The organism is Lysobacterales bacterium (genome assembly GCA_014946745.1).
In the GTDB taxonomy this organism is placed as follows: domain Bacteria; phylum Pseudomonadota; class Gammaproteobacteria; order Xanthomonadales; family Xanthomonadaceae; genus Aquimonas.
In genome coordinates, this window is the sequence record JADCRD010000001.1 from 2,752,651 (window position 1) to 2,777,410 (window position 24,760).

General features: G+C 64.5%; 36 protein-coding genes. 4 read left to right on the forward strand and 32 right to left on the reverse strand.

The features are described 5' to 3' along the window. Positions 1-35: 35 nt before the first annotated feature. From H4O13_10935 to H4O13_10950, 4 genes are all read left to right on the forward strand, one after another. Entirely contained in the window at positions 36-866 is an 831-nt protein-coding gene (locus tag H4O13_10935; protein MBE5315902.1) for a pyrroline-5-carboxylate reductase, read from the forward strand. A gap of 185 nt (positions 867-1,051) precedes the next feature. Next, positions 1,052-1,624, forward strand: coding sequence for a YggT family protein (locus H4O13_10940; protein MBE5315903.1), 573 nt, complete (start codon positions 1,052-1,054; stop codon positions 1,622-1,624). 62 nt (positions 1,625-1,686) lie between these two features. Next, on the forward strand, positions 1,687-2,121 hold the full coding sequence (locus H4O13_10945; protein MBE5315904.1) for a DUF4426 domain-containing protein: 435 nt from the start codon (positions 1,687-1,689) through the stop codon (positions 2,119-2,121). Between the two features lie 10 nt (positions 2,122-2,131). Further along, complete coding sequence (locus H4O13_10950; protein MBE5315905.1) at positions 2,132-2,818, forward strand: histidine phosphatase family protein; 687 nt, start codon at positions 2,132-2,134, stop codon at positions 2,816-2,818. 188 nt (positions 2,819-3,006) lie between these two features. Here the strand turns inward: H4O13_10950 and H4O13_10955 are convergent, their stop codons facing one another. The 32 genes from H4O13_10955 to tuf form a co-directional block, all read right to left on the reverse strand. Beyond that, on the reverse strand, positions 3,007-4,314 hold the full coding sequence (locus H4O13_10955) for an amidohydrolase family protein (protein MBE5315906.1): 1,308 nt from the start codon (positions 4,312-4,314) through the stop codon (positions 3,007-3,009). After that, positions 4,304-7,477, reverse strand: a complete 3,174-nt coding sequence (locus tag H4O13_10960) for an amidohydrolase family protein (protein MBE5315907.1) — start codon at positions 7,475-7,477, stop codon at positions 4,304-4,306. Before H4O13_10960 ends, H4O13_10955 begins: the two co-directional genes overlap by 11 nt. A 111-nt stretch (positions 7,478-7,588) precedes the next feature. Next, entirely contained in the window at positions 7,589-8,974 is a 1,386-nt protein-coding gene (locus H4O13_10965; protein MBE5315908.1) for a 3-deoxy-7-phosphoheptulonate synthase class II, read from the reverse strand. A gap of 107 nt (positions 8,975-9,081) precedes the next feature. Beyond that, positions 9,082-9,588: a disulfide bond formation protein B gene (locus H4O13_10970; GenBank protein MBE5315909.1), complete on the reverse strand. Its 507-nt coding sequence runs from the start codon at positions 9,586-9,588 to the stop codon at positions 9,082-9,084. Between the two features lie 168 nt (positions 9,589-9,756). Then, positions 9,757-10,143 (reverse strand): 50S ribosomal protein L17, encoded by a 387-nt coding sequence (gene rplQ, locus H4O13_10975; protein ID MBE5315910.1) that lies wholly within the window; start codon positions 10,141-10,143, stop codon positions 9,757-9,759. A gap of 146 nt (positions 10,144-10,289) precedes the next feature. Continuing rightward, a complete protein-coding gene (gene rpoA, locus H4O13_10980; GenBank protein MBE5315911.1) occupies positions 10,290-11,285 on the reverse strand; it encodes a DNA-directed RNA polymerase subunit alpha in 996 nt (331 codons plus the stop codon). 18 nt (positions 11,286-11,303) lie between these two features. After that, positions 11,304-11,930 carry a 30S ribosomal protein S4 gene (rpsD, locus tag H4O13_10985; protein ID MBE5315912.1) on the reverse strand — a complete coding sequence of 209 codons (627 nt, stop codon included), beginning with the start codon at positions 11,928-11,930 and terminating at the stop codon, positions 11,304-11,306. Positions 11,931-11,953: 23 nt separating this feature from the next. Further along, positions 11,954-12,346, reverse strand: a complete 393-nt coding sequence (gene rpsK, locus H4O13_10990) for a 30S ribosomal protein S11 (GenBank protein ID MBE5315913.1) — start codon at positions 12,344-12,346, stop codon at positions 11,954-11,956. A 9-nt stretch (positions 12,347-12,355) separates the two neighbouring features. Continuing rightward, positions 12,356-12,712, reverse strand: coding sequence for a 30S ribosomal protein S13 (rpsM, locus tag H4O13_10995; protein ID MBE5315914.1), 357 nt, complete (start codon positions 12,710-12,712; stop codon positions 12,356-12,358). 178 nt (positions 12,713-12,890) lie between these two features. Continuing rightward, entirely contained in the window at positions 12,891-14,255 is a 1,365-nt protein-coding gene (gene secY, locus H4O13_11000) for a preprotein translocase subunit SecY (protein MBE5315915.1), read from the reverse strand. 3 nt (positions 14,256-14,258) lie between these two features. Next, positions 14,259-14,693 carry a 50S ribosomal protein L15 gene (gene rplO / locus H4O13_11005; GenBank protein ID MBE5315916.1) on the reverse strand — a complete coding sequence of 145 codons (435 nt, stop codon included), beginning with the start codon at positions 14,691-14,693 and terminating at the stop codon, positions 14,259-14,261. Positions 14,694-14,714: 21 nt separating this feature from the next. Continuing rightward, the gene (rpmD, locus tag H4O13_11010) at positions 14,715-14,903 is read right to left on the reverse strand and encodes a 50S ribosomal protein L30 (protein ID MBE5315917.1); all 189 of its coding nucleotides are present in this window, start codon (positions 14,901-14,903) and stop codon (positions 14,715-14,717) included. Further along, positions 14,896-15,402 (reverse strand): 30S ribosomal protein S5, encoded by a 507-nt coding sequence (rpsE, locus tag H4O13_11015; GenBank protein ID MBE5315918.1) that lies wholly within the window; start codon positions 15,400-15,402, stop codon positions 14,896-14,898. Before rpsE ends, rpmD begins: the two co-directional genes overlap by 8 nt. Positions 15,403-15,475: 73 nt before the next feature. Next, a complete protein-coding gene (gene rplR, locus H4O13_11020) occupies positions 15,476-15,829 on the reverse strand; it encodes a 50S ribosomal protein L18 (protein MBE5315919.1) in 354 nt (117 codons plus the stop codon). Positions 15,830-15,897: 68 nt separating this feature from the next. Beyond that, positions 15,898-16,425: a 50S ribosomal protein L6 gene (gene rplF, locus H4O13_11025; protein ID MBE5315920.1), complete on the reverse strand. Its 528-nt coding sequence runs from the start codon at positions 16,423-16,425 to the stop codon at positions 15,898-15,900. 13 nt (positions 16,426-16,438) lie between these two features. Then, positions 16,439-16,834, reverse strand: coding sequence for a 30S ribosomal protein S8 (gene rpsH / locus H4O13_11030; GenBank protein MBE5315921.1), 396 nt, complete (start codon positions 16,832-16,834; stop codon positions 16,439-16,441). Between the two features lie 106 nt (positions 16,835-16,940). Beyond that, the gene (gene rpsN / locus H4O13_11035; GenBank protein ID MBE5315922.1) at positions 16,941-17,246 is read right to left on the reverse strand and encodes a 30S ribosomal protein S14; all 306 of its coding nucleotides are present in this window, start codon (positions 17,244-17,246) and stop codon (positions 16,941-16,943) included. Between the two features lie 18 nt (positions 17,247-17,264). Further along, positions 17,265-17,807 (reverse strand): 50S ribosomal protein L5, encoded by a 543-nt coding sequence (rplE, locus tag H4O13_11040; protein ID MBE5315923.1) that lies wholly within the window; start codon positions 17,805-17,807, stop codon positions 17,265-17,267. Positions 17,808-17,818: 11 nt separating this feature from the next. Then, the gene (rplX, locus tag H4O13_11045; GenBank protein MBE5315924.1) at positions 17,819-18,133 is read right to left on the reverse strand and encodes a 50S ribosomal protein L24; all 315 of its coding nucleotides are present in this window, start codon (positions 18,131-18,133) and stop codon (positions 17,819-17,821) included. 11 nt (positions 18,134-18,144) lie between these two features. Then, positions 18,145-18,513, reverse strand: coding sequence for a 50S ribosomal protein L14 (gene rplN, locus H4O13_11050; GenBank protein MBE5315925.1), 369 nt, complete (start codon positions 18,511-18,513; stop codon positions 18,145-18,147). A gap of 19 nt (positions 18,514-18,532) precedes the next feature. Next, on the reverse strand, positions 18,533-18,793 hold the full coding sequence (gene rpsQ, locus H4O13_11055; protein MBE5315926.1) for a 30S ribosomal protein S17: 261 nt from the start codon (positions 18,791-18,793) through the stop codon (positions 18,533-18,535). Positions 18,794-18,803: 10 nt separating this feature from the next. After that, positions 18,804-18,989: a 50S ribosomal protein L29 gene (gene rpmC, locus H4O13_11060; protein MBE5315927.1), complete on the reverse strand. Its 186-nt coding sequence runs from the start codon at positions 18,987-18,989 to the stop codon at positions 18,804-18,806. Beyond that, positions 18,989-19,402: a 50S ribosomal protein L16 gene (gene rplP / locus H4O13_11065; GenBank protein ID MBE5315928.1), complete on the reverse strand. Its 414-nt coding sequence runs from the start codon at positions 19,400-19,402 to the stop codon at positions 18,989-18,991. The genes rpmC and rplP overlap by 1 nt, the downstream gene beginning before the upstream one ends. Positions 19,403-19,414: 12 nt before the next feature. Then, positions 19,415-20,110, reverse strand: a complete 696-nt coding sequence (gene rpsC / locus H4O13_11070) for a 30S ribosomal protein S3 (protein ID MBE5315929.1) — start codon at positions 20,108-20,110, stop codon at positions 19,415-19,417. Positions 20,111-20,123: 13 nt separating this feature from the next. Then, positions 20,124-20,459: a 50S ribosomal protein L22 gene (rplV, locus tag H4O13_11075; protein MBE5315930.1), complete on the reverse strand. Its 336-nt coding sequence runs from the start codon at positions 20,457-20,459 to the stop codon at positions 20,124-20,126. 12 nt (positions 20,460-20,471) lie between these two features. Beyond that, the gene (rpsS, locus tag H4O13_11080; protein ID MBE5315931.1) at positions 20,472-20,747 is read right to left on the reverse strand and encodes a 30S ribosomal protein S19; all 276 of its coding nucleotides are present in this window, start codon (positions 20,745-20,747) and stop codon (positions 20,472-20,474) included. 12 nt (positions 20,748-20,759) lie between these two features. After that, complete coding sequence (rplB, locus tag H4O13_11085; GenBank protein ID MBE5315932.1) at positions 20,760-21,581, reverse strand: 50S ribosomal protein L2; 822 nt, start codon at positions 21,579-21,581, stop codon at positions 20,760-20,762. A gap of 11 nt (positions 21,582-21,592) precedes the next feature. Beyond that, positions 21,593-21,889, reverse strand: coding sequence for a 50S ribosomal protein L23 (gene rplW, locus H4O13_11090; protein MBE5315933.1), 297 nt, complete (start codon positions 21,887-21,889; stop codon positions 21,593-21,595). Then, positions 21,886-22,491 carry a 50S ribosomal protein L4 gene (rplD, locus tag H4O13_11095; protein MBE5315934.1) on the reverse strand — a complete coding sequence of 202 codons (606 nt, stop codon included), beginning with the start codon at positions 22,489-22,491 and terminating at the stop codon, positions 21,886-21,888. The genes rplW and rplD overlap by 4 nt, the downstream gene beginning before the upstream one ends. 12 nt (positions 22,492-22,503) lie before the next feature. Next, a complete protein-coding gene (rplC, locus tag H4O13_11100; GenBank protein MBE5315935.1) occupies positions 22,504-23,142 on the reverse strand; it encodes a 50S ribosomal protein L3 in 639 nt (212 codons plus the stop codon). A gap of 10 nt (positions 23,143-23,152) precedes the next feature. Continuing rightward, positions 23,153-23,464 carry a 30S ribosomal protein S10 gene (gene rpsJ / locus H4O13_11105; GenBank protein ID MBE5315936.1) on the reverse strand — a complete coding sequence of 104 codons (312 nt, stop codon included), beginning with the start codon at positions 23,462-23,464 and terminating at the stop codon, positions 23,153-23,155. 82 nt (positions 23,465-23,546) lie between these two features. Beyond that, positions 23,547-24,737: an elongation factor Tu gene (gene tuf / locus H4O13_11110; protein MBE5315937.1), complete on the reverse strand. Its 1,191-nt coding sequence runs from the start codon at positions 24,735-24,737 to the stop codon at positions 23,547-23,549. Positions 24,738-24,760: the final 23 nt, after the last annotated feature.

A 24,760-nucleotide genomic window follows, 5' to 3' on the forward strand; every position in this document is an offset into this window, starting at 1 on the left:
TCGCCTTGCTCAAGCCCTCCGCAGACTCGCCCCGCATGACGACTCCCGATTCCCCGTTCCCGATTCCCGGCCCTACAGCCTTCATTGGCGGCGGCAACATGGCCCGCTCGCTGGTCGCTGGCCTGCGCCGGCAGGGGGTGGACGCGCAGCGGATCCACGTTGCCGAGCCACTGGAGGCGCTGCGTCTCGGCCTGCAGGCCGAGTTCGGTGTGCGCGTCTGTGCCGAGGGGCGCGATGCGGTGGCGGGCGCCTCGATGGTGGTGCTGGCGGTGAAGCCGCAGGTCATGCAGGCGGTCTGCGAGAACTTGCGCGGGGCGCTTGGCGATGCCGTGATCGTCTCCGTGGCGGCCGGCCTGCCCTGCGCCCGGCTCAGCGCGTGGCTGGGCACCCCGCGGGTGGTGCGGGCAATGCCGAACACGCCTGCCCTACTGGGCGCCGGCGCGACCGGTCTCTTCGCGCCGCACTGCGTCGATGCCGAAGGTCGAGCGCTGGCCGAGGCGGTCATGGCCAGCACCGGCCTCACCCACTGGATCGAAGACGAGGTGCTGATGGACGTGGTCACCGCACTCTCAGGCAGCGGCCCGGCGTATTTCTTTCTGATGGTGGAATCCCTGGTCGCGGCCGCCGTGGCCCAGGGCCTGCCGCGCGACACGGCCGAAGCGCTGGCGCGGCAGACCGTGCTGGGGGCGGCACGCATGCTCACCGAGTCAGCCGACCCCGCCGACGAGCTGCGGCGGCGCGTCACCTCGCCGGGCGGCACCACCCAGGCGGCCATCGAGTGTTTCCAAGCCGGCGGCTTCGCGGCCCTGGTCGGGAACGCGGTGGACGCAGCCGTCAAGCGCGGGCGCGCCCTAGCCGCTGGCTGAGGCCGCGTCGCGGATGCACATCGGGCACGATCATTCGCCAGCGCTCGCAGCAAGGCCCGCCGGCTTGCAGCGCGAGCGCCCGCCCAAACCTTGCACGCGCCCAAGTGCAGAGAAAGCAATCGCCCGAAAGATCCACAAACCCACGCCTCTCTCTCATTGCTCCACACCCACCGGAACCCGCGTCCATGAGCTACTTCGCCCAAGCCGGCGTGATCCTGATCGAGGTGCTGTTCGGCCTGTTCGCCACGCTGTTCGTACTGCGCGTGGCCCTGCCGCTGGCGCGCGCGAACTTCTACAACCCGATCTGCCAGTTCGTATACCGCACCACCCACCCGGTGGTGACGCCCCTGCGCCGTGTGCTGCGCCCGGTCGGACGCTTCGAGACATCCGCCGCGCTCACGGCCTGGCTGATCGTGACGCTGAAGGTATGGGCGGTGTACGCCTTGCTGGGTCGGGGCGTGGGGCTCGGTGCCGCGCTGGTGATCGGCTTCGCCGAAACCCTGGGCCTGGCGCTGTGGATCCTGTTCGCCCTCATCCTAGTGCGGGTGATCCTGAGCTTCATCCAACCGGCCGGGCACTCGCCTGCCCTGCCGATCATCCTGCAGCTGACCGAACCCCTGCTCGGTCGGCTGCGCCGAATGCTGCCGAACCTGGGCGGCCTGGATTTCTCGCCGCTCGTGGCGATGCTGCTGATCTCGCTGTCACGCGTTCTGATCATTGCCCCGATCACCGATTTCGGCCTGGCCCTGGCGCGCTGACATCGCCTGCGCGCGCGCTCGGCGTAGGCTGTAGCGCTTGCGTCCCCCACCGAGGAACCGTCATGTCATCCCTCCGCCTGCTGTTCGGCCTCGCCCTGTCCCTGCTGCCACTGCTTGCGGTCGCGCAGAGCAGCACGACACGCGGCCCCTACACGATTCATTACAGCGCCCTGCCCTCAACCCTGATCAGCCCCGAAGTCGCCCGCAACAGCGGGCTCACTCGCTCAGCCAGCCGCGGCCTGCTGAACATCGCGGTGATCAAGAAGGATGAAGCCCGCGAGCACGCGGTCACCGCCGTGATCGAGGCTTCCGCCACCAATGCCGCCGGCCAGCGCCAGAGCCTGCGCATGCGCGAAGTGCGCGAGGGCGAGGCGATCTACTACCTCGGCGAACCGCGCATCAGCGAAGGCGAGCGCCTCGACTTCGAAGTGCAGGTCACGCCAGAAGGCGCTGGCGAGCCCGTGCTGCTGCGCTTCGCCCAGACCTTCCACCCCTGAGACAGCGCGAGTGAGCCTGATCGCCATACGCCACGGCCAGGCTTCGTACGCCGCCGCCGACTACGACCAGTTGTCCGAGGCCGGCTACGAGCAGTCACGACGGCTCGGACGCTGGCTGCTGCAGCACGCGCCGGTGCCCGAGCGCGTGGTGATTGGCGCCATGCGCCGCCACCGCCAGACCTGGGACGCCCTCCAAGAGGCCTACAGCGAGGCGGGCGTTGACTTGCCCGCGCCCGAGGTGGACGCCGACCTCAACGAATTCGATCATCGAGCCGTGCTGGACGGCTACGCCCGCGAGCACCCGGAAGCAGCAGCGCTGTTCCGGGTAGAGCCCGGCGCAGCCCTTGACCCGCGCCGGGTGCTGCAGCAGCTGCTCGCCGCGCTGACTGCATGGACGGAGGATCGCATCGCGGGGGTTCCGGAACGCTGGAGCGAGTTCCAGTCGCGCACCCGCGCCGGTGCTGCCCGCCTGCGCAGCGAGGCTGGAACACTTTTGGCGGTGTCGTCCGGCGGTGTGCTGTCGCAGTTCGCCCAGGCCGCACTGGAGACCAGCAACGCGCGCGCCATCGAACTGAACCTCAGCCTGCGCAACAGCGCACTCTGCGAGTTCCACCACCGCACGGGGGCGATGCGTCTGTCGAGCTGGAACAGCGTCCCGCATCTCGCGGAAGCGCGGGAGCTGTGGACGTATTTCTGAGGAGCCGGGATTGGGGATTCGGGATTCGTAAGAGCAGAGGCGTTGAGGCTCGGCGGTGCATCTGCCTTGCGGGGATCCGGCAAGTAGTAGCTCGCGATCAACGTGTGCGTGCGGCTTGAGGGCTGCGGCTGCTAACGAATCCCGAATCCCGAATCCCCAATCCCGAATCCCAAAGCACCGCGGGCGAATCAGCGCCCGCGATACTTTTCGTACAAGCGCGTATGCCGGCTCGACAGGTCCACTTCGCGACCGCGGATCCAGGCGCGCTCGACATTCGTGCGCGCTTCCAGCGGATCGCCGTCGGCAATCACCAGGGTCGCGAGCTTGCCAGCATCGAGTGAGCCCACCTGATCGGCGACGCCGAGGATCTCGGCGGGGCTCAGGGTGATCGCACGCAGGGCGTCCTCGAAGCTCAGACCGTAGGCCACCGCGCTCGCGGCCTGGTACGGCAGGTTGCGCAGATTGCTGGTGTCGAAGCTGTCGCCGGGCGAGGCGATAGCGAAGCGCACGCCAGCGGCCTTCAGCTTTGCCGCCTGCGCATAGATCGCATCGACCGCATCGAAGCGGCGCTGTGGCAGCACATGGGTGCCGCCGAGGATCACCGGCACGTCCTGCGCGCGCAGGCGATCGGCGAGGCGCCAAGCCTCCGCGCCACCGACCAGCACGACGCGGAGCTTGAACTCGGCGGCGAAGTCCAGCGCCGCGCCGATCGAAACCGCATCATCGGCGTGCAGGAACACCGCCTGCTCGCGCTTCAGCGCCGGCTGCATGGCCGCCAGACGCAGATCCGGTACGGCGACCGTGCCAGCCTGCTCGGCCAAGCCATAGGCGCGGGCCTGTTCGAAAGATCGACGCAGGCCGCGCTGCTTCTCGGTCACCGCCTTCTTCGCGGCTTCGGCCACCTCGGCCGGCAGCCAGGGCGGCACTTCGCCGCTGGGCCAGACCACATGCAGGCCGATCGGCGCCTTCAGCGTCAGCTCTTCCCAGGTCCAGCCGTCGAGCTGGATCAGCGCCGAGGTGCCGGTGATGACGCTGCTGGCGCTGGCCTGCGGCGCGCTCAGCGCCAGCAGCACGCCGTTGGCTCGGGTCACCGGAATCAACTCGCTCTCCGGATTGATCGCGACTTCGGCGCGCACGTTGGCAGCGTTCAGGCCGACCTCGGCGATGTCGTTGGTGGCGCGCACTGCGCCGATTTCGGTGAGGCCCAGCACGCTATGGGCGGCGATCAGCCCGGGATACACCTGCTTGCCGACGGCATCGATGCGGTCTGCACCATCGAGGGAGACCTCGCTGCCGCCGACGGCGACGATGCGCTCGCCTTCGATGCGCACGCGGCCGCTTTCAATGCGGTCACCACTGACAGTGTGGACGGTGCCGCCGTCGATCACGATCGGCCGCTCGGCCGGACGCGCCGGTGGGCCGGGCTGGGCGAAGGCGGGAGCGAGCCCCAGCGACAGCAGGGCCGCGGCGCCAAACAGTCGGGACTTAGTGGACATGGTCATTGATCCCGCAGCTGTTGAGGTCGGTGCCGTCGTGATAGAGCCCGCGCAGGGCGCCGAAATGGGCCAGCCAGCGCACGTCGCTCTGGACCAGCCGCAGCAGCGCCGGATCGATGCGCACGGGCTTGGCCTCCTCTGCCTTCGCGTCCGCCATCATCGATTGGGATTTGCGCCGATCGGCAGCGGCCAGCGCCAGCAGACGCTCGCGCTCAGCCAGAATCTGCGCCTGCAGCTGCGCATCCTCGCTGTGATCGAAGTAGCGGCGGCCATCGATCCAGGTCGTCTCAGCGCGCGCATAGTTCGACAGCGGATGCGCGCTCCACAGCACCAGATCGGCATCAAGACCAGGCTTGATCGCGCCGACGCGGTCGGCGATGCCGAGCTGGATTGCCGGGTTCAGGGTCACCAGCTTCCAGGCCTCCTCATCGCTCAGGCCACCATGACGCAGGGCCTTGGCCGCCTCCATGTTGAGGCGCCGGGCCATCTCATCGCTATCGGAGTTGAACGAGCTCACCACGCCAGCGCGGGTCATCAGCGCACCGTTGTGCGGGATGCCGTCGATGACCTCCATCTTGAAGGCCCACCAGTCGGCGAAGGTCGAAGCACCGGCGCCGATCTCGGCGATCTCGCGGGCCACCTTGTAGCCCTCCAGCACGTGCTGGAAGCTCGCGACCTTGAAGCCGAACTCCTGCGACAGACGCACAAACATCAGGATCTCGTCCTGGCGGTAGGAGTGGATGTGCACGAGGCGCTCGCCGCGCAGGATCTCGACCAGGGCTTCGAGGCGCAGGTCGCGGCGCACGGGCTCGCCCCGCTCCAGCGCAGCCGCGTACGCGCGAGCGGCCAGGAAGTGGTCGCGCATGATCTGCTCGACGCCCATCCGCGTCTGCGGATAGCGCACGGTCATGCTCTCGCCCCAGTTCGACTGCTTGACGTTCTCACCCAGCGCGAACTTCACCCCCGTAGGCGCGCCCTCGAACACCAGGCCAGCGGCATCCGCGCCCCAGCGCAGCTTGATCACCGCGTTCTGCCCGCCCATGGGATTGGCCGAGCCGTGCAGCAAATTGGCGGAGGTCACACCACCTGACAGCTGGCGATACAGGTTGATATCGGTGGGGTCGAGCACGTCGCCGACGCGCACCTCGGTGGTGACGGCGTGCGAGGGCTCGTTGACGTTGCGGGCGATCGCGGTGTGCGAATGCGCGTCAATGATGCCGGCGGTCAGATGCCGGCCTTCGGCTTCGATCACCTGCGCAGCGCGACCGGCGCTCAGGCCCTGCCCGACCTCGACGATGCGCCCGCGTCGCACGCGCACATCCGCCCCTTCGAGCACACCCTGTTCGGTGTTGGTCCAGACCGTGGCGCCGCGGATCAACAGCTCCTCGGCCTGCGGCGGCAGCGCCGCACGGGCGTACTCACCCGCCGGGTAGCCGCTGTGGGCCGAGATCGCGCGCGGCGGCTCGGTCGCCTTGTCGTCCTTGCCCAGCGCCGTCGACGCGGCGCTGCTGGTGCCGGAGAAACCATAGCGGCGACCGTCGACAGTCTCGGCGAAGCCTTCCACCGCGCCGCCCTCACCGATCGCAAAGTCCACCCGTGTGGTGCGCGCCGGCCAGCCGGCGGGGCTGGACTCCGGCAGTGCCACCCAGCGGCCATCGAGCTGCTTCAGTTTCAATCGGGACTCGCCCAGCGTGAGCTCGCGACTATCGCCTGTGCCGCTCAGCGTCCAAGCTTCGCTCCGACCGTCCGCATGCCAGCGCAGGCTCAGGGAATCGCCCGGCAGACGCGGAGCGATCGCCGCCAGCTCGAATCGCTCGCCCTCGACCCAGACTTCGTAGAGCTTGGCTTTGTCCTCTCGAAACAGGCCGGCATCCGCGACCACCAGGTTCGCGAGCTGACCCGCGGCGACACGGCCGAGTTGGTCGCCCGACTTCAGCAGCTCAGCGGGAGTCACGGTGAGCGCGCGCAGCGCGGCGTCTTCGGAAAGCCCGGCCGCCACCGCGCGGCGCAGGGCCGGCCAGAACTGCTTTGCCGGCTCCTTGAGGCCTCGAGTGGACAAGGCGAAGGGCAGGCCCGCTTCGGCAACGCGCGCCGCATTGGCGGGCGCCTGCTCCCAGTGTTGAAGATCCGCCAGCGCCGTCTGCAGGGCTATGCCGGGCTGCTCGACCGCTGGGGCTTCGGGAAAGTTGAGCGGCAGCACCAGCGGGCGATTCCAGGCCTTGAGCTGGGGCAGCAGGCGGTACTCGTGGCCGCTGCCGACCAGCACGCCATCGAGCTTGAACTCGACGGCGATGGCATGAAGCCGACCGGCATCAAGCTCGTCGTCCATGAGCAGGAAGACGCGCTGCTGGCCGCCCAGCACCGGCGCCAGCGCTTCCAGACTCTGGCTGTGCTGCAGGCGGGTATCGTTGGGTGCACGTTGCGAGGTCGCGGACTGCGTGCTGGCGTACCACCGCGCATCGAACAGGCTCTGACGGATCAGGGCGATGCTGCCCATCAGCGAGCCGGGATAGTCCGAGCCGAACTGGAAGTCGAAACCAAACACCTGCGACACGCTGGGTGCCAGGATCGCGTCTCGGCGCGGGCCGCTATCAATCAGGCTGATCAGCGCGCCCTGTCCGGCAAGGATGCCCGCCTGTGGTGCGGTGTGAGCGGCGGTAAAGCCAAGCTCGCGCAGCGGCTTGGCATCGGCGGGTTTGTAGTCCAGCACGCGGGCCGCCGAGCGCTCGGGCTGGGCGCTGCGGTTCCAGTGCGGCGTCCCCGGCTGGCTGCCCTGCTGATCGTGAGGCGGCGCCTGTCCCGGCTGTCCACCCTTGATGCCCCCGCGCTGGTGATCAGCAGGCAGGCCAAGCGTGCTGATCGGCTCGACGAAACCGGCGAAGACTGTTGCGCCTCTGAGATCACGGATCTCGAACCCGGCCGGAACACGCAGGTTCGCACCGACGGAATCAATCCGGCCGTCGCGCACCAACACCGTGGCGTTCTCGATGACGCGCCCCGGTTCGGGAACCACCCGTGCATTGGTGAGCGCGACGTTACGCGAGGGCCGATCGGCCACGCCTTCGCTCGGCAAGGTGCGCTGCTGGGCGACCGCTACGGCGGCAACAAGCGGCAGCACGAAGAGACTGGTCCGGGCCAGCGGCCGGACGATGGATCTGATCATTGGGTTCCCCATGGGCCCCACCCGGGGCCATGGGGCGACGGTAGTGGCGAGCGCTCGTTCCAGCGCCGCCCAGAAGTCACGCGATGGCGCCAGCGGTCGGCGCGTCGCGGGCTAGAGCGGGAGCGACTGCACGCCGCGCTTGCGAACGATCAGCAGGGCCAGTTCCAACGACTGCTCGTAGTTGAGGCGCGGGTCGACCGTGGAGCGATAGGCGCGCTCGAGATCGACATCGGTCAGATCGCGCGCACCGCCAGTGCACTCGGTGACGTTCTCACCGGTCAGCTCCAGATGCACGCCGCCGAGACGCGTGCCCGCCGCCGCGTGCAGGTCGAAAGCCTGTTCCAGTTCGCTGCGGATGTTGTCGAAGCGGCGGGTCTTGAAACCATTGCTGGTCGACTCGGTATTCCCGTGCATCGGATCAGCCACCCACAGCACGCGGCGGCCTTCGCGACGCATCAGCTCCAGATGCGGCGGCAGCTCGGCCGCGATCTTGGCAGCGCCCATGCGGTGGATGAACGTCAGGCGACCCGCCTCGTTGTCCGGATTCAACGCATCAGCGAGGCGAATCAGCGCCTCCGGCTTAACGCCCGGGCCGACCTTGACCGCCACCGGATTGCGGATGCCACGCATGTACTCGGTATGCGCGCCGTCGAGCGCGGCTGTACGCATGCCGATCCAAGGGTAATGCGTCGACAGATTGAACCATCCCCAGTTGCGCGGCACCTGGCGGGTCAGCGACTCCTCGTAGTCGAGCAGAAGCGCTTCGTGCGAGGTGTAGAAGTCGACGCGACGAACGCCCTGTGAGGCTTCGCCGGAGAGGGTCTCCATGAAGCGCACACCGTCGCCGATCGCGCGCACCATGCGGTGGTACTCCTCGGCCAGCGGCGAATGGCTGACCCAGCCCAGATCCCAGTACTCGGGATGATGCAGATCGGCAAAGCCACCGTCGATCAGCGCGCGCACGAAGTTCATGGTCAGCGCCGAGCGCGAATGCGCTTCGATCAGTCGCTTCGGATCCGGTTGGCGCGTTTCTGGAGTAAACGCCGGCGAGTTGATGATGTCGCCGCGGTAACTGGGCAGCTCGACGCCATCCTTGATCTCCGTGTCGGCGGAGCGCGGCTTCGCGTACTGGCCTGCGAACCGACCGACCCGAATAACCGGCATCCGCAGGCCGTACACCAGCACCACACTCATCTGCAGCAGGACTTTCAGCCGATTCGAGATCAGACCGGACTCGCAGTCGGAAAAGCTCTCGGCGCAGTCGCCACCCTGCAAGAGGAAACGCTGACCCTCCTGCGCCTCGGCCAGCTGCTTCTTCAGCGCCAGAATTTCAAGCGAAGTCACCAGCGGCGGCAATCGGCCGAGCTCGGTGAGCGTAGCGTCGAGCGCGTCCCGGTCCGGATAACGAGGCTGCTGAAGCGCGGGACGCGCGCGCCACGAGGACGGGCTCCAGTCGACAGGCAGATTTACGGCTTCAAGATTGCGTTCGGACGGCATCGCACAACTCCAGGGGCTTGCTGCATCGCGTCAGCGATCATGCCACAGCCCTTTCGGCGCCAAGCCAGGCACCGAAGCTAGTTCCAATCCGTCACACCGAACGCAACTCAACTGCGACGACGGAGCCCAGCCCAGACACCGCCAGCGCCGAGGGCGACAAACCAGACCAGCGTCCATACGGGCATCGACAAGCCCAGGAACGTCCAGTCGATCTTGGCGCAGTCCCCGGAGCCGGTGAAGACTCTCTCGATGACGGTCTGCAGCGGGAATGCGTCGAGCATGTAGCCCAACTCCATGCCGCCGCAGCTTGGCACTTCACCGGCGGGCAGGTGCTGCATGCGCACGTGCCAGCCTGCGATGCCCGCGCCCACCGCAGCCCCCAGACCCACCAACGCCGCGTTCAGCACCCGCACCCAGCCGGGGCGCGGACCGATGATGGCCCCGAGCAGGAAGAACACACCCATGAAGACGAAGGCGATGCGCTGCAAGATACAGAGAGGACAGGGCATCATCAGCATGCCGTGTTCGACGTACAGCGCGTAGCCCAACAGCGCAGCGCAGCACGCAAAGCCGGCGAAGAACTGGGCGCGGAAGCTCCAGGCGAAAGGATTCATCGGTGCTCTCTTGCGTTGGGTCGATGCCGCCTGGAAGCATCACGAGTCGGCGGATTGCAGGGTACAGGGACGCAGGCTCCCACACGGACTGCGTTTACGGCGACAGGTTCCGAGAAAACGAAAACCCCGGCGCTGGGCCGGGGCTTTCTGGAACGATGGGCGACTCGCTTACTCTGCAGCCGGCTCGGCGTCCGCCTGCGGACGGTCGACGAGCTCGACGTAGGCCATCGGGGCGCTGTCACCCGCGCGGAAACCGGACTTCAACAGTCGCAGATAACCACCGGGGCGCGACACATAACGCGGACCGATCTCAACGAAAAGCTTGCCAACCGCCACCTTGTCACGCAGGCGCGCAAACGCCAGACGGCGGTTCGCGACGCTGTCGACCTTGGCCAGGGTGATCAACGGCTCAGCGAAGCGGCGGAGCTCCTTAGCCTTGGGCAGGGTGGTACGGATCAGCTCATGCTTGATGAGGGAGGCGACCATGTTGCTGAACATGGCTTTGCGGTGGGCGCTGTCGCGATTGAGCTTGCGGCCCGACTTCTGGTGGCGCATGGGAAATTCCTAGTTGAATGCTGGAGCTTCTGAACTTCGCTGTCGCCGTCCTGGCGTTGAAACGATGGACTGCGGATGGTCCTGGCCGGCCGTCCCTGGCCGACAGTCGCGAGCTCACGAGCTCGTCGACGGTGTGGAGCAATGGATCAGCCGAGCATTCCCTGCTGGAGACCGGCGGGTGGCCAGTTCTCGAGTTTCATCCCCAGCGACAAACCGCGCTGGGCCAGCACTTCCTTGATCTCGGTCAGCGACTTCTTGCCGAGATTCGGGGTCTTGAGCAGCTCAACCTCGGTGCGCTGGATAAGGTCACCGATGTAGTAGATGTTCTCGGCTTTCAGGCAGTTCGCAGAACGCACCGTGAGCTCCAGATCATCGATAGGACGTAGCAGCACCGGATCGACACCCGTCGCAGCCTGCTTCGATTCTCCGCGCTGACGCTGGGTGAAATCGCCGAACACGGAAAGCTGATCGGTCAGAATATCCGCCGCAGTACGCACGGCCTCCTCGGCGTCGATGCTCCCGTTGGTCTCGATGTCAAGTACAAGCTTATCGAGGTTGGTGCGCTGCTCGACGCGGGCGTTCTCCACCGCAAAGGCCACGCGGCGCACCGGCGAGAACGACGCATCCAGCATCAAGCGACCAATCGCGCGCGACTCCTCGTCCGGACGACGACGCGCCGAAGCAGGCTGGTAACCCAAGCCCCGCTCGACCTTGAGACGCATGTTTAGCGAGACATCCTTGGTGAGCGTGCAGATCACATGCTCAGGGTTGAGAATCTCAACGTTGTGATCGGTACGGATGTCGCCAGCGACCACAACGCCTGCGCCCTGCTTGCTGAGGGTCACAGTCGCCTGGTCAACCGTATGCATGCGAAGAGAGATGTCCTTAAGATTCAGCAGGATCTCAAGCACGTCCTCTTGGATACCTTCGACCGTGGTGTACTCGTGCAATACCCCATCGATCTCAACTTCGGTGATGGCGAAGCCGGGGATGGACGAGAGAAGGACGCGACGCAACGCATTACCGAGCGTATGGCCATAGCCACGCTCCAGCGGCTCGACAACGACCCTTGAGCGGTTGTTGGCGATACGTTCGATGCCGATGCCGCGGGGACGCAGCACCTGGGTGGCGGAAACGGACATTCGGCGGTTCTCCGTGGATTACTTCGAGTACAGCTCGATGATCAGGTTCTCGTTGATGTCCGAGGGCAGATCCGAGCGCTCGGGCAGCGCCTTGAAGACACCGCTGAACTTCTTGCTGTCGACATCGATCCAGTTCGGCACCAGATCCATCTGCTGGGCCAGGGCCGAAGCTTCCTGAACGCGAAGCTGACGCTGGGCGCGCTCGGTCAACGCAATCGCGTCACCGGGCTTCACCTGGTACGACGCGAGGTTCACTGCCTTGCCGTTGACCAGGACGCCGCAGTGGCTGACGAGCTGACGAGCCTGCGGGCGGGTAACGGCGAAACCCATGCGGTAGACCACGTTGTCCAAGCGGGACTCGAGGATCTGCAGCAGGTTCTCGCCAGTGTTGCCGCGGCGGGTTGAAGCCTTGCGATAGACGTTGCGGAACTGACGCTCCAGCAGGCCGTAGATGCGCTTGACTTTTTGCTTCTCGCGCAGCTGGACCGCATAGTCAGACAGACGGCCCTTGCGGGCGGCGCCATGCTGACCGGGCTTCTGCTCGAGCTTGCACTTGGAATCCAGCGCGCGGGCCGGGCTCTTGAGGCTGAGGTCTGCGCCTTCGCGACGAGCGAGTTTGCAGGTGGGGCCGATGTAACGTGCCATGGGTATGAGCTCCTAGCCGCGCGTCAGACGCGACGCTTCTTCGGCGGACGGCAGCCGTTATGCGGAATCGGCGTGACGTCGATGATGTTGGTGACCTTGTAGCCGACAGCGTTCAGCGAACGCACGGCCGACTCGCGACCTGGACCGGGGCCCTTGATGCGGACCTCCAACGTCTTCAGGCCGTACTCCAGCGCGACTCGACCCGCCTTCTCCGCAGCCACCTGGGCTGCGAACGGGGTCGACTTGCGGGAGCCGCGGAAACCAGCGCCACCGGAGGTGGCCCAGCTCAGGGCGTTGCCCTGGCGGTCGGTGATCGTGATGATCGTGTTGTTGAAGGATGCTTGGACGTGGGCGATGCCGTCGGTGACGACACGGCGGATCTTCTTCTTGCCCTTGACGGGAGCTTGCTTGCTCATGACCGGTCCTTACTTCTTGATCTGCTTGCGCGGACCCTTGCGGGTGCGGGCGTTGGTGCGCGTGCGCTGACCGCGCAGCGGCAGGCCACGGCGATGACGCAGTCCGCGGTAGCAGCCAAGGTCCATCAGGCGCTTGATGCTGATGCCGATTTCGCGACGGAGGTCGCCCTCGACAACGAACTTGCCGACCTCGGCGCGGAGGCGGTCCACCTCGGCCTCCGTCAGATCCTTGATCTTGGTGCTTGGGGTGACCCCGGCAGTCACACAGATCTTCTGCGAACGGGTACGGCCAATGCCGTAGATGCTCTGAAGCCCCACCCAGACGTGCTTCTGGACGGGAAGGTTGACACCTGCGATGCGCGCCATGAGGCGATCTCCAACAAGGTATTGCGCGGTGAATCGGAAAGTATACGTTGGCTTCGAGGACAAATAAAGTCCCAGGGTGCCGAGTGACACAGCACCCCTGAGGGCACGGGGCGATGGTGCCCGTGCTCCGGCGTTGTTCGATCCCGCCCGGGCCAGAGACACCCGGGCGAAACTTCAACTACCCGCGCGAGAAGCCGGCGCGCGAGCCGCCCTTCAGATTGGCCTTCTTCAGGAGACTGTCGTACTGGTGCGACATCAGGTGCGCCTGAATCTGGGCCATGAAATCCATAACGACGACGACAACGATCAGCAGGGAGGTCCCGCCGAAGAGATGCGCGACTGTTGGGGGGACACTCATGCCCAACTGCAGAGCCTCTGGCAGCAGGCAAACTGCAACGAGATAGAGCGACCCCGCCAGGGTGAGGCGAGTCAGCACCCCGTCAACATAGTCCGCAGTGGCCTTGCCCGGGCGGATGCCCGGAATCAGTGCACCCGACTTCTTCAAGTTCTCGGCTGTCTCTTGCGAGTTGAACACCAAGGCCGTGTAGAAGAACGCAAAGCCGATGATCAACGCACCATACAAGACCATGTGCAAGGGCTGGCCCGGCGAAAGCGCAACCGACAAGTCGGTCAGGAAGCCAACGCTCCCGGCCTCTCCAAACCAAGTCGCCGCCGTACCCGGAAACATGATCAAGCTGGACGCGAAGATCGCAGGAATGACACCCGCCATGTTCAGCTTGAGCGGCAAGTGAGAGCTTTGATTCATGTAAGCCTGGCGGCCGCCCTGACGACGAGCGTAGTTCACAGTGATCCGCCGCTGCCCTCGCTCGACAAACACTACAAAAGCGGTCACGGACAGAACGATGACGGTCAGCAGGATCACCGTGAGAGGTGCCATCTCGCCCTGGCTCACCTGGGTGAGTACCGTGATGATCGCGCCGGGAAGCGTTGCAACGATACCCGCAAAGATGATCAGCGAAATGCCGTTGCCGACGCCACGCTCAGTGACCTGCTCACCCAGCCACATCAAGAACAACGTGCCCGCCGTCAGTGACACGACTGCCGTGAAAACAAACCCGGGTCCCGGATTGAACACCACAGGCCCGACGGCACTTCCCTGCCCTTGCAGCGCGATCGCGATGCCGAACGCCTGGAAAACAGCCAGCAGAACGGTGCCGATACGGGTGTACTGCGTGATCTTCCGGCGTCCGCTCTCGCCCTCTTTTCGCAGCTGCTGCAGCGACGGAAAGATTTGCGAGGCCAGCTGAACGATGATCGATGCCGAGATATATGGCATCACGTTCAAAGCGAAGACACTGAGACGCTCGAGCGCACCGCCAGAGAACAGGTTGAACATCTGGACGACGCCCCCCTGCTGCTGCATGAGGGACGTCATGGCGTCTGGATTGACGCCCGGGACCGGCACGAAGGTGCCAAACCGGTAGACGATCAGCGCGCCAAGAACGAACAGCAGGCGCTGACGAAGCTCGGTGAGCTTGCCGAGAGCCGCGATGGAACTTGCACCCACGTTCGACTGAGCCACGGATTACTCCACCGATCCGCCAACTGCCTCGATCGCCGCCTTTGCGCCGGCGGTCGTGGCGAGGCCGCGCACGCTGACCTTGCGATCGAGCTCGCCCTTCTTGACGATCTTCGCGGTACGGGCGCGGGTCGGCACCAGATTTGCCGCTTGAAGTGCCGGAAAGTCGATGACGTCACCCTCGACCAGCGAAAGCTGATAAAGAAAAACCTGGGCGACATCGTCCTTCAACTTGGAGCGGAACCCGACCTTCGGAAGACGTCGCTGCAGCGGCATCTGGCCGCCTTCGAAGCCTGCCTTGACCTTGCCTTTGCCGGTGCGGGCGTACTGGCCCTTGTGGCCGCGGCCGCAGGTCTTGCCGAGGCCGGAACCGATACCGCGACCAACGCGAACGCGGTCTTTGCGAGCGCCGTCAGCGGGCTTGAGAGTATTGAGACGCATGGTGTTCTCCGGAGAATCCGCTTATTGCTCGACGCGGACCAGGTAATAGACGGTGTTGATCAAGCCGCGAACGCTCGGGGTATCCGGCAGCTCGCGAACATCGTTCAACTTGCGCAGACCCAGCGCCTTCACAGACAGGCGATGACGCGACTGGGTGCCACGCAGACCCTTGACCAGACGAACCTTGACGGTCTTGCCTGCATTAGCCATTGCTGATCTCCTCAAGCTTCTTGCCACGCTTGGCCGCGATCTTCGACGGCGAGTGCATCGCCTGCAGCCCCTTGATGGTGGCGCGCACGAGGTTGATCGGATTGCGCGAACCGACGGCCTTAGCGAGGATGTTCTTGACGCCGGCAGCTTCCAGCACCGCGCGCATTGCGCCACCCGCGATCACGCCAGTGCCGTCAGAGGCGGGCTGCATGTAGACGCGAGCGGCACCGTGGTTGGCCTTGATTGGATACCACACGGTTCCGCCGTTCAGCTCAACACTCACCATAGCCTTGCGCGCGTATTCCATCGACTTCTGAATGGCGACGGGGACTTCGCGCGCCTTACCGTAGCCGAATCCGACGCGGCCGGCGCCATCACCGACCACGGTCAAGGCCGTGAAGGTGAACTGGCGGCCGCCCTTGACGGTCTTCGACACGCGATTGACGGCAACCAGCTTCTCCAGCATGCCGTCGCTGTTGTCACGATCATTCGTGCTCATTGCGTTTCTCTCGTTGCTTACGGCCCTTTGGGCCGCTTGTAGTTGTGGTGCAGCTAATGGATCGCAAGAGCGATCAGAACTTCAGACCGGCCTCGCGCGCGGCATCCGCCAGCGCCTTGATGCGGCCGTGGTAGCGGAAGCCCGAACGGTCGAACGCGACCGCCTCGATGCCGGCAGCCAGGGCGCGCTTGGCGATGACCTGGCCGACCTTGGCGGCGGCGTCCTTGTTCTTGGTGCCTTCCAGGCCCTCACGCACTTCCGACTCCAGCGTCGAGGCCGAAGCCAGAACCTTGGAACCGTCGGAGGTGAACAGCTGGGCATAGATGTGCTGGCCGGTACGCGACACGGACAGACGGGCAGCGCCCAACTCGCGAATGTGGGCGCGAGTGGTCTTGGCGCGGCGCAGACGAGCGATTTTCTTTTCCATGGTCTTTCCTTGAGGAAGCTGAAGGCTTGGAGGGGAGCCCGCGAAGCGAGCTCCACGAGGACTCCGGATTAGGCCTTCTTGGCTTCCTTCATCACGATCTTCTCGCCGGAGTAGCGCACACCCTTACCCTTGTAGGGCTCCGGCGGACGGAACGCGCGGATCTTGGCGGCCACTTGGCCAACCACCTGCTTGTCGGCACCCTTGATAAGGATTTCCGTCTGGCTCGGGGTTTCGATGGTGATGCCCTCCGGCGCGGAGAACACCACCGGGTGGCTGAAGCCGAGGCTCAGGTTGAGGTCGCGACCAGCCACCGAGGCACGGTAGCCGACGCCGACCAGCTCGAGCTTGCGGGTGTAACCCTCAGACACGCCGGCCACCATGTTGGCGAGCAGAGCGCGGAGGGTGCCAGCCATGGCGATCAGGTCGTCATTGGCGGCCTGGACGCGGACTTCGCCGGCTTCAACTGCGACAGCGACACCGGCGGGCTTGACCTGGGTCAGCGAGCCCTTCGGGCCCTTGACGGTCAGATTCACCGCATCCTGGGTGAGTTCTACGCCCTTAGGCAGGGCGATGGGCTTCTTGGCAACGCGGGACATGTGCGATCTCCTCTTATGCCACCAGGCCCAGAACCTCGCCGCCGAGGCCTTCAGCCCTGGCCTGCGCGTCGGTCATGATGCCCTTGGAGGTGGAGATGATGGCGATGCCGAGGCCGCCCAGAACGCGGGGGAGCTCAGCCTTGCCGCGGTACTGGCGAAGGCCCGAACGGGAGAATCGCTCAAGCTTTTCGATGACCGGACGTCCCTGGTAGTACTTCAGGGCGATCTCAAGCACCGGCTTGTTCTCGACGGTCTGAACCTGCGCGTCAGCGAGGTAGCCCTCGTTCTTCAGCAGGGTGGCGATGGCGACCTTCAGCTTCGAGGACGGCATCTTTACGGTCTTCTTGCCAACCGCCGCCGCATTCTTGATGCGGACGAACATGTCGGCGATGGGATCAGTCATGCTCATTTGGTTTTACCTTTTGAGTCGCACCGATATCCGCTTTCGCGAACGGTCCAAGTGGAAAGAGCCGGCCCCTTGCGGAGCCAGCCCGGAGAAACATGAGTTCAACAGTTTACCAGCTTGCCTTGCGAAGACCAGGCACGTCTCCGCGCATGGTGGCTTCACGAAGCTTGTTGCGGCCGAGGCCGAACTTGCGGTAGACGCCGCGCGGGCGACCGGTTAGTTCGCAACGGTTACGCTGGCGGCAAGGGCTGGCGTCACGCGGCAGCTTCTGCAGCTTGGCCTGGGCGGAGGCCTTGTCTTCGTACGAGGCCTTCGGGCTGGCGATGATCGCCTTGAGCTCGGCGCGCTTGGCGGCGAACTTCTCGGCGGTCTTGGCCCGCTTGATCTCGCGGTTGACCATTGAGGTCTTGGCCATGTTTTGAGTCCTTCAGGATCAGTTGCGGAAGGGGAAACGGAAGGCTTCGAGCAGCGCCTTGGCTTCCGCATCCGTCTTGGCCGTGGTGGTGATGGCGATATCCATGCCGCGGATTGCGTCGACCTGGTCGAAGTCAATCTCGGGGAAGATGATCTGCTCCTTCACGCCCATGTTGTAGTTGCCGCGACCATCGAAGGAGCGGCCGGACACACCACGGAAATCGCGAACACGCGGCAGCGAGATATTGACGAGTCGATCGAGAAACTCGAACATCTTGGCGCGGCGCAGCGTCACCTTGCAGCCAATCGGCCAGCCGTCACGGATCTTGAAACTGGCCACCGAGATGCGAGCCTTGGTGGTCACGGGCTTCTGACCAGAGATTCTCGCCATTTCGGCGACAGCATTCTCCAGGATCTTCTTGTTGCCGACGGCCTCGCCCACGCCCATGTTCAGCGTGATCTTGCTCAAGCGCGGCACTTGCATGACGTTGGCATAGCCGAAGCGCTCCATCATCTTCGGTACGACCTGGTCCTTGTAGAACTTTTCAAGACGGGTGGTCATTACTGCATTCCTCAGGCGTCAATCGCCTCACCGCTGGAGCGGAACACACGCAGTTTGCGTCCATCCTCCAGCACCTTGAAGCCAACGCGTTCGCCCTTGCCCGTCGCCGGGTTGAACAGCATCACGTTGGAGATATGGATCGGCGCCTCACGCTCAATGATCCCACCCGGCTGATTGGCCTGCGGGTTCGCCTTGGTGTGGCGCTTGATCAGATTGATGTTCGAGACGACCACGCGGTCACCGACCACGCGCACGACCTCGCCCTTCTGACCCTTGTTCTTGCCGGTGATCACCAGAATCTGGTCACCCTTGCGAATACGGCTCATGGCTTATTCCTTTACAGCACTTCGGGCGCCAGCGAGACGATCTTCATGAACTTCTCGCCACGCAGCTCGCGCGTGACTGGCCCGAAGATTCGCGTGCCGATCGGCTCGTGCTTGTTGTTCAGAAGGACGGCGGCGTTGCCGTCGAAGCGGATTAGCGAGCCATCCGCGCGACGAACGCCCTTGCGAGTGCGCACGACGACCGCGTCATAGACCTCGCCCTTCTTGACCTTGCCGCGCGGAATAGCGTCCTTCACGGACACTTTGATGATGTCACCGATGTGCGCATAGCGGCGCTTGGAGCCGCCGAGCACCTTGATGCACATCAGCTCCTTGGCACCGGAGTTGTCTGCCGCATCAAGAAAAGACTGCATCTGAATCATGGATCTTCTCCTTGAGCGATCAGGCGCCGCGGCTCACGACTTCGACAACGCGCCAGGTCTTGGTCTTCGACAGCGGGCGGCACTCCACCACGCGGACGATGTCGCCTTCCTGACAGCTGTTGTTCTCGTCGTGGGCGTGCAGCTTGGTCGAACGGCGCAGGTACTTGCCGTAAAGCTCGTGCTTCACAGCACGCTCGACCAGCACGGTGACGGTCTTGTCCATTTTGTTGCTGACCACGCGACCTTCAACGGTGCGGGGGGTCTGGGTGTTGTCACTCATGTCGGTCGCCTTACGCGTTGGAGCCCAGCAGCATTTTCACTTGCGCGATCTCGCGGCGCACGTTCTTCAGCTGGTGGCTCTGGGTCAACTGGCCGCTGCCCTTCTGCATGCGAAGGTTGAACTGCTCGCGGCGCAGATCGAGGAGGTGGGCCTTAAGTTCAACGGCCGACTTTTGGCGGAGTTCCTTGATGTCCATCAGCGCACCGTCCGGGTCACGAAAGTGGTCTGAACCGACAGCTTGGCGGCGGCCAGACGAAAAGCCTCCCGAGCCGTCTCTTCGGGGATCCCCTCAATCTCGTAGAGAACTCGGCCAGGCTGAACGAGCGCCACCCAGTACTCGACGTTACCCTTACCGCTACCCATGCGAACCTCAATGGGCTTCTGGGTGATCGGCTTATCGGGGAAAACGCGTATCCAAAGCTTTCCACCACGCTTGACGTAGCGGCTGATGGTGCGTCGGGCGGACTCAATCTGACGAGCCGTCAGCTGTCCGTAAGTGGTGGCCTTGAGGCCATACTCGCCGAAGCTGACCTGCGCGCCGTTCCAGGAGAGGCCGGTGTTCCGGCCCTTATGTACCTTGCGGTACTTGGTTCTTTTGGGCTGCAACATGACAGGGATTCCTTACTTGGCCTGACGGGGCGCGCGCTCTGAGCGCTGCTCTTCGGCCTTTTCCTGACCCACCTGCGAGTAATCGAAGACCTCGCCCTTGTAGATCCAGGTCTTGATACCGATGACGCCGTAAGTGGTGTGAGCCTCAGCGAAGCCATAGTCGACGTCGGCTCGCAGAGTGTGCAGGGGTACGCGACCTTCGCGATACCACTCCGAACGTGCGATTTCAGCGCCATTGAGGCGGCCGGCCACGTTGACCTTGATGCCAAGCGCACCGAGGCGCATCGCATTGCCGACAGCGCGCTTCATCGCCCGACGGAACATGATGCGGCGCTCGAGCTGCTGGGCAATCGACTCAGCGACCAGCTGGGCGTCGAGCTCCGGCTTGCGAACCTCAGCGACGTTGATGTGCACGGGCACACCCATGATCTCGCTGACGTCGCGCCGCAGCTTCTCGATGTCCTCGCCCTTTTTGCCGATCACCACGCCCGGGCGGGCGGTGTGAATCGTCACGCGGGCTGTCTTGGCCGGGCGCTCGATCTGGATGCGCGAAACACCTGCGGCGGCAAGACGCTTACGCAGCATCTCGCGAACCTTCAGGTCGCCCGCCAAGTAACCGGCGAAATCGCGCTTGTTGGCGTACCACTTGGAATTCCAATCCTTGGAGATTCCAAGGCGAATTCCGATCGGATGAACTTTGTGACCCATCGTGCGTCCCCGATTACTGGCCGGTGCCCACAACCACAGTGATGTGGCTGGTGCGTTTCAGGATACGAGCTCCGCGGCCCTTGGCGCGGGCGTGGAAGCGCTTCATGGTCGGGCCCTCATCGACAAAGATGCGGGCGACCTTGAGCTCGTCGACGTCGGCACCGTCGTTGTTCTCGGCGTTGGCAACCGCCGAGAGCAGGACTTTACGGACGATCTGGGCGGCCTTCTTCTCGCTGAACTTCAGCAGATTGTCGGCGCGATCGACGGGGAGGCCGCGCACCTGGTCGGCGACCAGGCGGACCTTCTGTGCGGAGATGCGTGCACCGCGGAGGATGGCTTTGGTTTCCATTGCAATCGCTCCTTAGCGGCCGGACTTCTTGTCGCCACCGTGACCCTTGAAGGTCCGGGTGACGGCGAACTCGCCCAGCTTGTGGCCGACCATGTTCTCGTTGATCAGCACGGGAACGTGCTGGCGACCGTTGTGGATCGCAATGGTCAAGCCGATCATTTCCGGCAGCACCATCGAGCGACGGGACCAGGTCTTGATCGGACGCTTGTTATTCGTGGCCGCAGCGGTCTCCACCTTCTTGGCGAGGTGCAGATCAATGAACGGGCCTTTCTTGAGTGAACGTGCCATGACCTATTCCTATTACTTCCGGCGCCGCACGATGAACTGCTCGGTGCGCTTGTTGTTGCGGGTCTTGTAGCCCTTGGTCGGCACACCCCAAGGGGTGACCGGGTGGCGACCGCCCGAGGTGCGGCCTTCACCACCACCATGCGGGTGGTCGACCGGGTTCATCACCACGCCGCGAACGGTCGGACGAACGCCCATCCAACGCTTCGCGCCGGCCTTGCCGATCTTGGTGAGGTTGTGCTCGCTGTTGCCGACTTCGCCGATGGTGGCGCGGCAATCTGCCGGCACCTTGCGCATTTCGCCGGAGCGCAGGCGCAGGGTCGCGTAGCCCTGCTCGCGAGCGATCAGCTGGCAAGAGGCACCGGCGCTGCGCGCCAGCTGCGCTTTCTTGCCCGGCTTCATCTCGACACAGTGCACCGTGGTGCCGATCGGAATGTTGCGCAGCGGCAGGGTGTTGCCAACCTTGATGGGAGCGTCGCGGCCGGACATCAGCTGGTCGCCGACCTGGACACCCTTGGGAGCGATGATGTAGCGACGCTCGCCATCGGCGTAGCACAGAAGCGCGATGTGCGCGGTGCGGTTAGGATCGTACTCGATGCGCTCGACGCGCGACGCGATACCTTCCTTATCACGCTTGAAGTCGACGATTCGGTAGTGCTGCTTGTGGCCACCACCGATATGACGCGTGGTGATGCGACCCGCGTTGTTGCGGCCGCCGGTGCGCGATTGCGACTCGACCAGTGCCGCGTGGGGGGCACCCTTGTACAGATGGTCGCGGCTGACGCTCACCTTGGAGCGGCGACCCGGCGACGTGGGCTTGTAAGTGATCACTGCCATGTCTGCTTACCTCAGGCCCGGGCCATGACGTCGATGGACTGGCCTTCGGCCAGCTTGACGTAGGCCTTGCGCCAATCACCGCGACGACCCGCGCGGGAACGGAAGGACTTGCTCTTGCCCTTGACGTTGACGACGTTCACCCCCTCGACCTTGACCGAGAAGAGCTGCTCGACAGCAGCCTTGACGTCGGCCTTGGTGGCGCCAGCGGCGATCTCGAAGACGTACTGGTTCGAGACTTCCTGCAGGCGGGCGCCCTTCTCGGAGATCAGGGGCGCGCGCAGCACGCTCAGGATGTGTTCGGTGCTCATGCCAGCCACTCCTCGATCTTCTTGACCGCGTCCACGGTCACCACGACGTGATCGGCGCCCACCAGGGAAACCGGATCCAGGCCCTGAACGTCGCGGACTTCGACGTAGGGGATGTTGCGAGCGGACAAGTACAGCGCCTCGGAGCCGTTCTCGGTCACGATCAGCGGACGCTTGCCCAGCTGAAGCTCGGCCAGCTTGGCGACCAGTTCCTTGGTCTTCGGCTGCTCCAGATCGAACGACTCGACGACCAGCAGACGGCCGTGGCGGTTCAGCTCAGACAGGATTGAACGCAGCGCACCGCGGTACATCTTGCGGTTGATCTTCTGCGCGAAGTTGCGAGGGCGCGCGGCGAAGCTGACGCCTCCGCCGATGAAGATCGGCGCGCGGTAGTCACCGTGGCGAGCACCGCCACCCTTCTGCTTCTTGAACTTCTTGGTAGTGCCGGACACCTCAGAACGGCTCTTCTGAGCCTTGGTGCCTGCACGGCCGGCGTTGCGGTAAGCCACGACCACCTGATGAACCAGGTCTTCGCGGAAGTCGCGACCAAACACCTCGTCGGAGACGGTCAGCGTCTTGGAGCTTCCCTTGACTGCGAGTTCCATGACTGAGCTCCTTTAGGCCTTGGCCGCCGGGCGGACGATGACGTCGCCACCGGGAGCACCCGGGATGGAACCACGCACAGCGATCAAGCCGCGCTCGGCATCCACCTTCATGACGACAAGATTCTGGGAGGTCTGATTGACCGCACCCATGTGGCCGGACATTTTCTTACCGGGGAACACGCGCCCCGGGGTCTGGCGCTGGCCGATCGAGCCAGGCGAACGATGCGACAGCGAGTTACCGTGGGTGGCGTCGCCCATGGTGAAACCATGGCGCTTGATGGTTCCGGCAAAGCCCTTACCGCGGCTGACGCCAGCAACATCGACCTTCTGGCCTTCGGAGAAGATATCGGCGCGAATCTCCGCACCCACCGCGTACTCTCCCGCTTTGTCAGCGGCAATGCGGAACTCCCAAAGACCACGACCCGCTTCAACCTTCGCTTTCGCGAAGTGACCGGCTTCCGGTTTGTTCAGCAGGGCGGCGCGCTTCGCGCCAGCGGTGACCTGGATGGCGGCGTAGCCGTCCGACTCCAGAGTCTTGACCTGGACCACGCGATTAGGGGTCGCCTCGATCAGGGTGACCGGCACCGACTCACCCGACTCGGTGAAGATCCGGCTCATGCCGCACTTGCGGCCAACGATTCCGATGCTCATGGGGAATGCCTCAGTACAGCTTGATCTGAACGTCGACGCCAGCCGCGAGCTCAAGCTTCATGAGCGCGTCCACGGTCTTGTCGTTCGGATCCACGATATCGAGCACGCGCTTGTGCGTGCGGGTCTCGTACTGGTCGCGGGCGTCTTTGTCGACGTGCGGCGACACGAGCACGGTATAGCGTTCGGTCTTCGTGGGCAGCGGGATCGGTCCGCGCACCTGCGCGCCGGTCCGCTTGGCCGTCTCCACGATCTCGCTCGCGGAACGGTCGATCAAGCGATGATCGAACGCCTTGAGCCGAATCCGAATCTTCTGGTCCGCCATGGGCCTGGTCCTTGGTTTTCGTTAAAGAGCGTCGGGGGTGGGAGCGTTCGTCCCACCCCCCGGGTGCAAGCCCGCTATCGTATCACTGGATGATCTTGGCGACAACACCGGCGCCGACGGTACGACCGCCTTCGCGAATCGCGAAGCGCAGGCCTTCTTCCATCGCGATCGGGGCGATCAGCGTCACGTTCATCTTGATGTTGTCGCCCGGCATCACCATCTCGACGCCTTCCGGCAGCTCGATCGATCCGGTGACGTCGGTCGTACGGAAGTAGAACTGCGGACGGTAGCCCTTGAAGAACGGCGTGTGACGACCGCCCTCGTCCTTCGACAGCACGTACACCTCAGCTTCGAACTGGGTGTGCGGCTTGATCGAACCCGGCTTGCACAGCACCTGGCCGCGCTCGACATCGTCGCGCTTGGTGCCGCGCAGCAGCAGACCGGCGTTGTCGCCCGCCTGACCCTGGTCCAGCAGCTTGCGGAACATCTCGATGCCGGTGACCGTGGTCTTGACCGTCGGGCGAATGCCCACGATTTCGACTTCGTCACCGACCTTGATCACGCCGCGCTCGATTCGGCCCGTCACAACGGTGCCGCGGCCCGAAATCGAGAACACGTCTTCCACGGGCATCAGGAAGGTCTTGTCGATGTCGCGCTCAGGCTCCGGAATGTAGGTGTCCAGCGCATTCACCAGCGCAATGATCGACGGCACGCCGATCTCGGACTGGTCACCTTCAAGCGCAAGCTTCGCCGAACCCTTGACGATCGGGGTGTCGTCGCCCGGGAAATCGTACTTCGACAGCAGCTCGCGGACTTCCATCTCCACCAGCTCCAGCAGCTCGGCGTCATCCACCATGTCCGCCTTGTTCAGGTAGACCACGATGTAGGGGACGCCGACCTGGCGGGCCAGCAGGATGTGCTCGCGCGTCTGCGGCATGGGGCCGTCAGCGGCCGAGCACACCAGAATCGCGCCGTCCATCTGCGCCGCGCCCGTGATCATGTTCTTCACGTAGTCGGCGTGACCCGGGCAATCCACGTGGGCGTAGTGGCGGTTCGGCGATTCGTACTCGACGTGCGAGGTCGAGATCGTGATGCCGCGCGCCTTCTCTTCCGGCGCCTTGTCGATCGCGTCGTAGGCCTTGAACTCGCCGCCGAAACGCTCCGCGCCCACCTTCGTCAGCGCCGCCGTCAGCGTCGTCTTGCCGTGGTCAACGTGACCGATCGTGCCCACGTTCACGTGCGGCTTGGTGCGCTCGAACTTACCCTTGGCCATGGTTTGAACCTCTTTGTTTATGT

Excerpts from the sequence above, each read along its gene's own strand:
- H4O13_10945 (MBE5315904.1), top strand. The coding sequence starts at position 1,687 with ATGTCATCCCTCCGCCTGCTGTTCGGCCTCGCCCTGTCCCTGCTGCCA.
- H4O13_10940 (MBE5315903.1), top strand. The coding sequence starts at position 1,052 with ATGAGCTACTTCGCCCAAGCCGGCGTGATCCTGATCGAGGTGCTGTTC.
- rplW (MBE5315933.1), bottom strand. The coding sequence starts at position 21,889 with ATGAGCACCGAACACATCCTGAGCGTGCTGCGCGCGCCCCTGATCTCC.
- H4O13_10965 (MBE5315908.1), bottom strand. The coding sequence starts at position 8,974 with ATGCCGTCCGAACGCAATCTTGAAGCCGTAAATCTGCCTGTCGACTGG.
- H4O13_10935 (MBE5315902.1), top strand. The coding sequence starts at position 36 with ATGACGACTCCCGATTCCCCGTTCCCGATTCCCGGCCCTACAGCCTTC.
- tuf (MBE5315937.1), bottom strand. The coding sequence starts at position 24,737 with ATGGCCAAGGGTAAGTTCGAGCGCACCAAGCCGCACGTGAACGTGGGC.
- rplP (MBE5315928.1), bottom strand. The coding sequence starts at position 19,402 with ATGTTGCAGCCCAAAAGAACCAAGTACCGCAAGGTACATAAGGGCCGG.
- rpsH (MBE5315921.1), bottom strand. The coding sequence starts at position 16,834 with ATGAGCATGACTGATCCCATCGCCGACATGTTCGTCCGCATCAAGAAT.
- rplR (MBE5315919.1), bottom strand. The coding sequence starts at position 15,829 with ATGGAAAAGAAAATCGCTCGTCTGCGCCGCGCCAAGACCACTCGCGCC.
- rpmD (MBE5315917.1), bottom strand. The coding sequence starts at position 14,903 with ATGGCTAATGCAGGCAAGACCGTCAAGGTTCGTCTGGTCAAGGGTCTG.
- H4O13_10960 (MBE5315907.1), bottom strand. The coding sequence starts at position 7,477 with ATGATCAGATCCATCGTCCGGCCGCTGGCCCGGACCAGTCTCTTCGTG.
- rpsJ (MBE5315936.1), bottom strand. The coding sequence starts at position 23,464 with ATGGCGGACCAGAAGATTCGGATTCGGCTCAAGGCGTTCGATCATCGC.
- rpmC (MBE5315927.1), bottom strand. The coding sequence starts at position 18,989 with ATGGACATCAAGGAACTCCGCCAAAAGTCGGCCGTTGAACTTAAGGCC.
- rpsD (MBE5315912.1), bottom strand. The coding sequence starts at position 11,930 with ATGGCACGTTACATCGGCCCCACCTGCAAACTCGCTCGTCGCGAAGGC.
- rplN (MBE5315925.1), bottom strand. The coding sequence starts at position 18,513 with ATGATTCAGATGCAGTCTTTTCTTGATGCGGCAGACAACTCCGGTGCC.
- rplQ (MBE5315910.1), bottom strand. The coding sequence starts at position 10,143 with ATGCGCCACCAGAAGTCGGGCCGCAAGCTCAATCGCGACAGCGCCCAC.
- H4O13_10955 (MBE5315906.1), bottom strand. The coding sequence starts at position 4,314 with ATGTCCACTAAGTCCCGACTGTTTGGCGCCGCGGCCCTGCTGTCGCTG.
- rpsE (MBE5315918.1), bottom strand. The coding sequence starts at position 15,402 with ATGAGCACGAATGATCGTGACAACAGCGACGGCATGCTGGAGAAGCTG.
- rplX (MBE5315924.1), bottom strand. The coding sequence starts at position 18,133 with ATGAGCCGTATTCGCAAGGGTGACCAGATTCTGGTGATCACCGGCAAG.
- rpsK (MBE5315913.1), bottom strand. The coding sequence starts at position 12,346 with ATGAGCAAGCAAGCTCCCGTCAAGGGCAAGAAGAAGATCCGCCGTGTC.
- rplC (MBE5315935.1), bottom strand. The coding sequence starts at position 23,142 with ATGAGCATCGGAATCGTTGGCCGCAAGTGCGGCATGAGCCGGATCTTC.
- rpsN (MBE5315922.1), bottom strand. The coding sequence starts at position 17,246 with ATGGCCAAGACCTCAATGGTCAACCGCGAGATCAAGCGGGCCAAGACC.
- rplB (MBE5315932.1), bottom strand. The coding sequence starts at position 21,581 with ATGGCAGTGATCACTTACAAGCCCACGTCGCCGGGTCGCCGCTCCAAG.
- rplE (MBE5315923.1), bottom strand. The coding sequence starts at position 17,807 with ATGACCACCCGTCTTGAAAAGTTCTACAAGGACCAGGTCGTACCGAAG.
- H4O13_10970 (MBE5315909.1), bottom strand. The coding sequence starts at position 9,588 with ATGAATCCTTTCGCCTGGAGCTTCCGCGCCCAGTTCTTCGCCGGCTTT.
- rplD (MBE5315934.1), bottom strand. The coding sequence starts at position 22,491 with ATGGAACTCGCAGTCAAGGGAAGCTCCAAGACGCTGACCGTCTCCGAC.
- rpoA (MBE5315911.1), bottom strand. The coding sequence starts at position 11,285 with ATGTCCGTTTCCGCCACCCAGGTGCTGCGTCCCCGCGGCATCGGCATC.
- rpsM (MBE5315914.1), bottom strand. The coding sequence starts at position 12,712 with ATGGCGCGCATCGCAGGTGTCAACCTTCCCGTCCAGAAGCACGTCTGG.
- rpsQ (MBE5315926.1), bottom strand. The coding sequence starts at position 18,793 with ATGAGTGACAACACCCAGACCCCCCGCACCGTTGAAGGTCGCGTGGTC.
- rpsC (MBE5315929.1), bottom strand. The coding sequence starts at position 20,110 with ATGGGTCACAAAGTTCATCCGATCGGAATTCGCCTTGGAATCTCCAAG.
- rplO (MBE5315916.1), bottom strand. The coding sequence starts at position 14,693 with ATGCGTCTCAATACTCTCAAGCCCGCTGACGGCGCTCGCAAAGACCGC.
- rpsS (MBE5315931.1), bottom strand. The coding sequence starts at position 20,747 with ATGGCACGTTCACTCAAGAAAGGCCCGTTCATTGATCTGCACCTCGCC.
- rplF (MBE5315920.1), bottom strand. The coding sequence starts at position 16,425 with ATGTCCCGCGTTGCCAAGAAGCCCATCGCCCTGCCTAAGGGCGTAGAA.
- rplV (MBE5315930.1), bottom strand. The coding sequence starts at position 20,459 with ATGGAAACCAAAGCCATCCTCCGCGGTGCACGCATCTCCGCACAGAAG.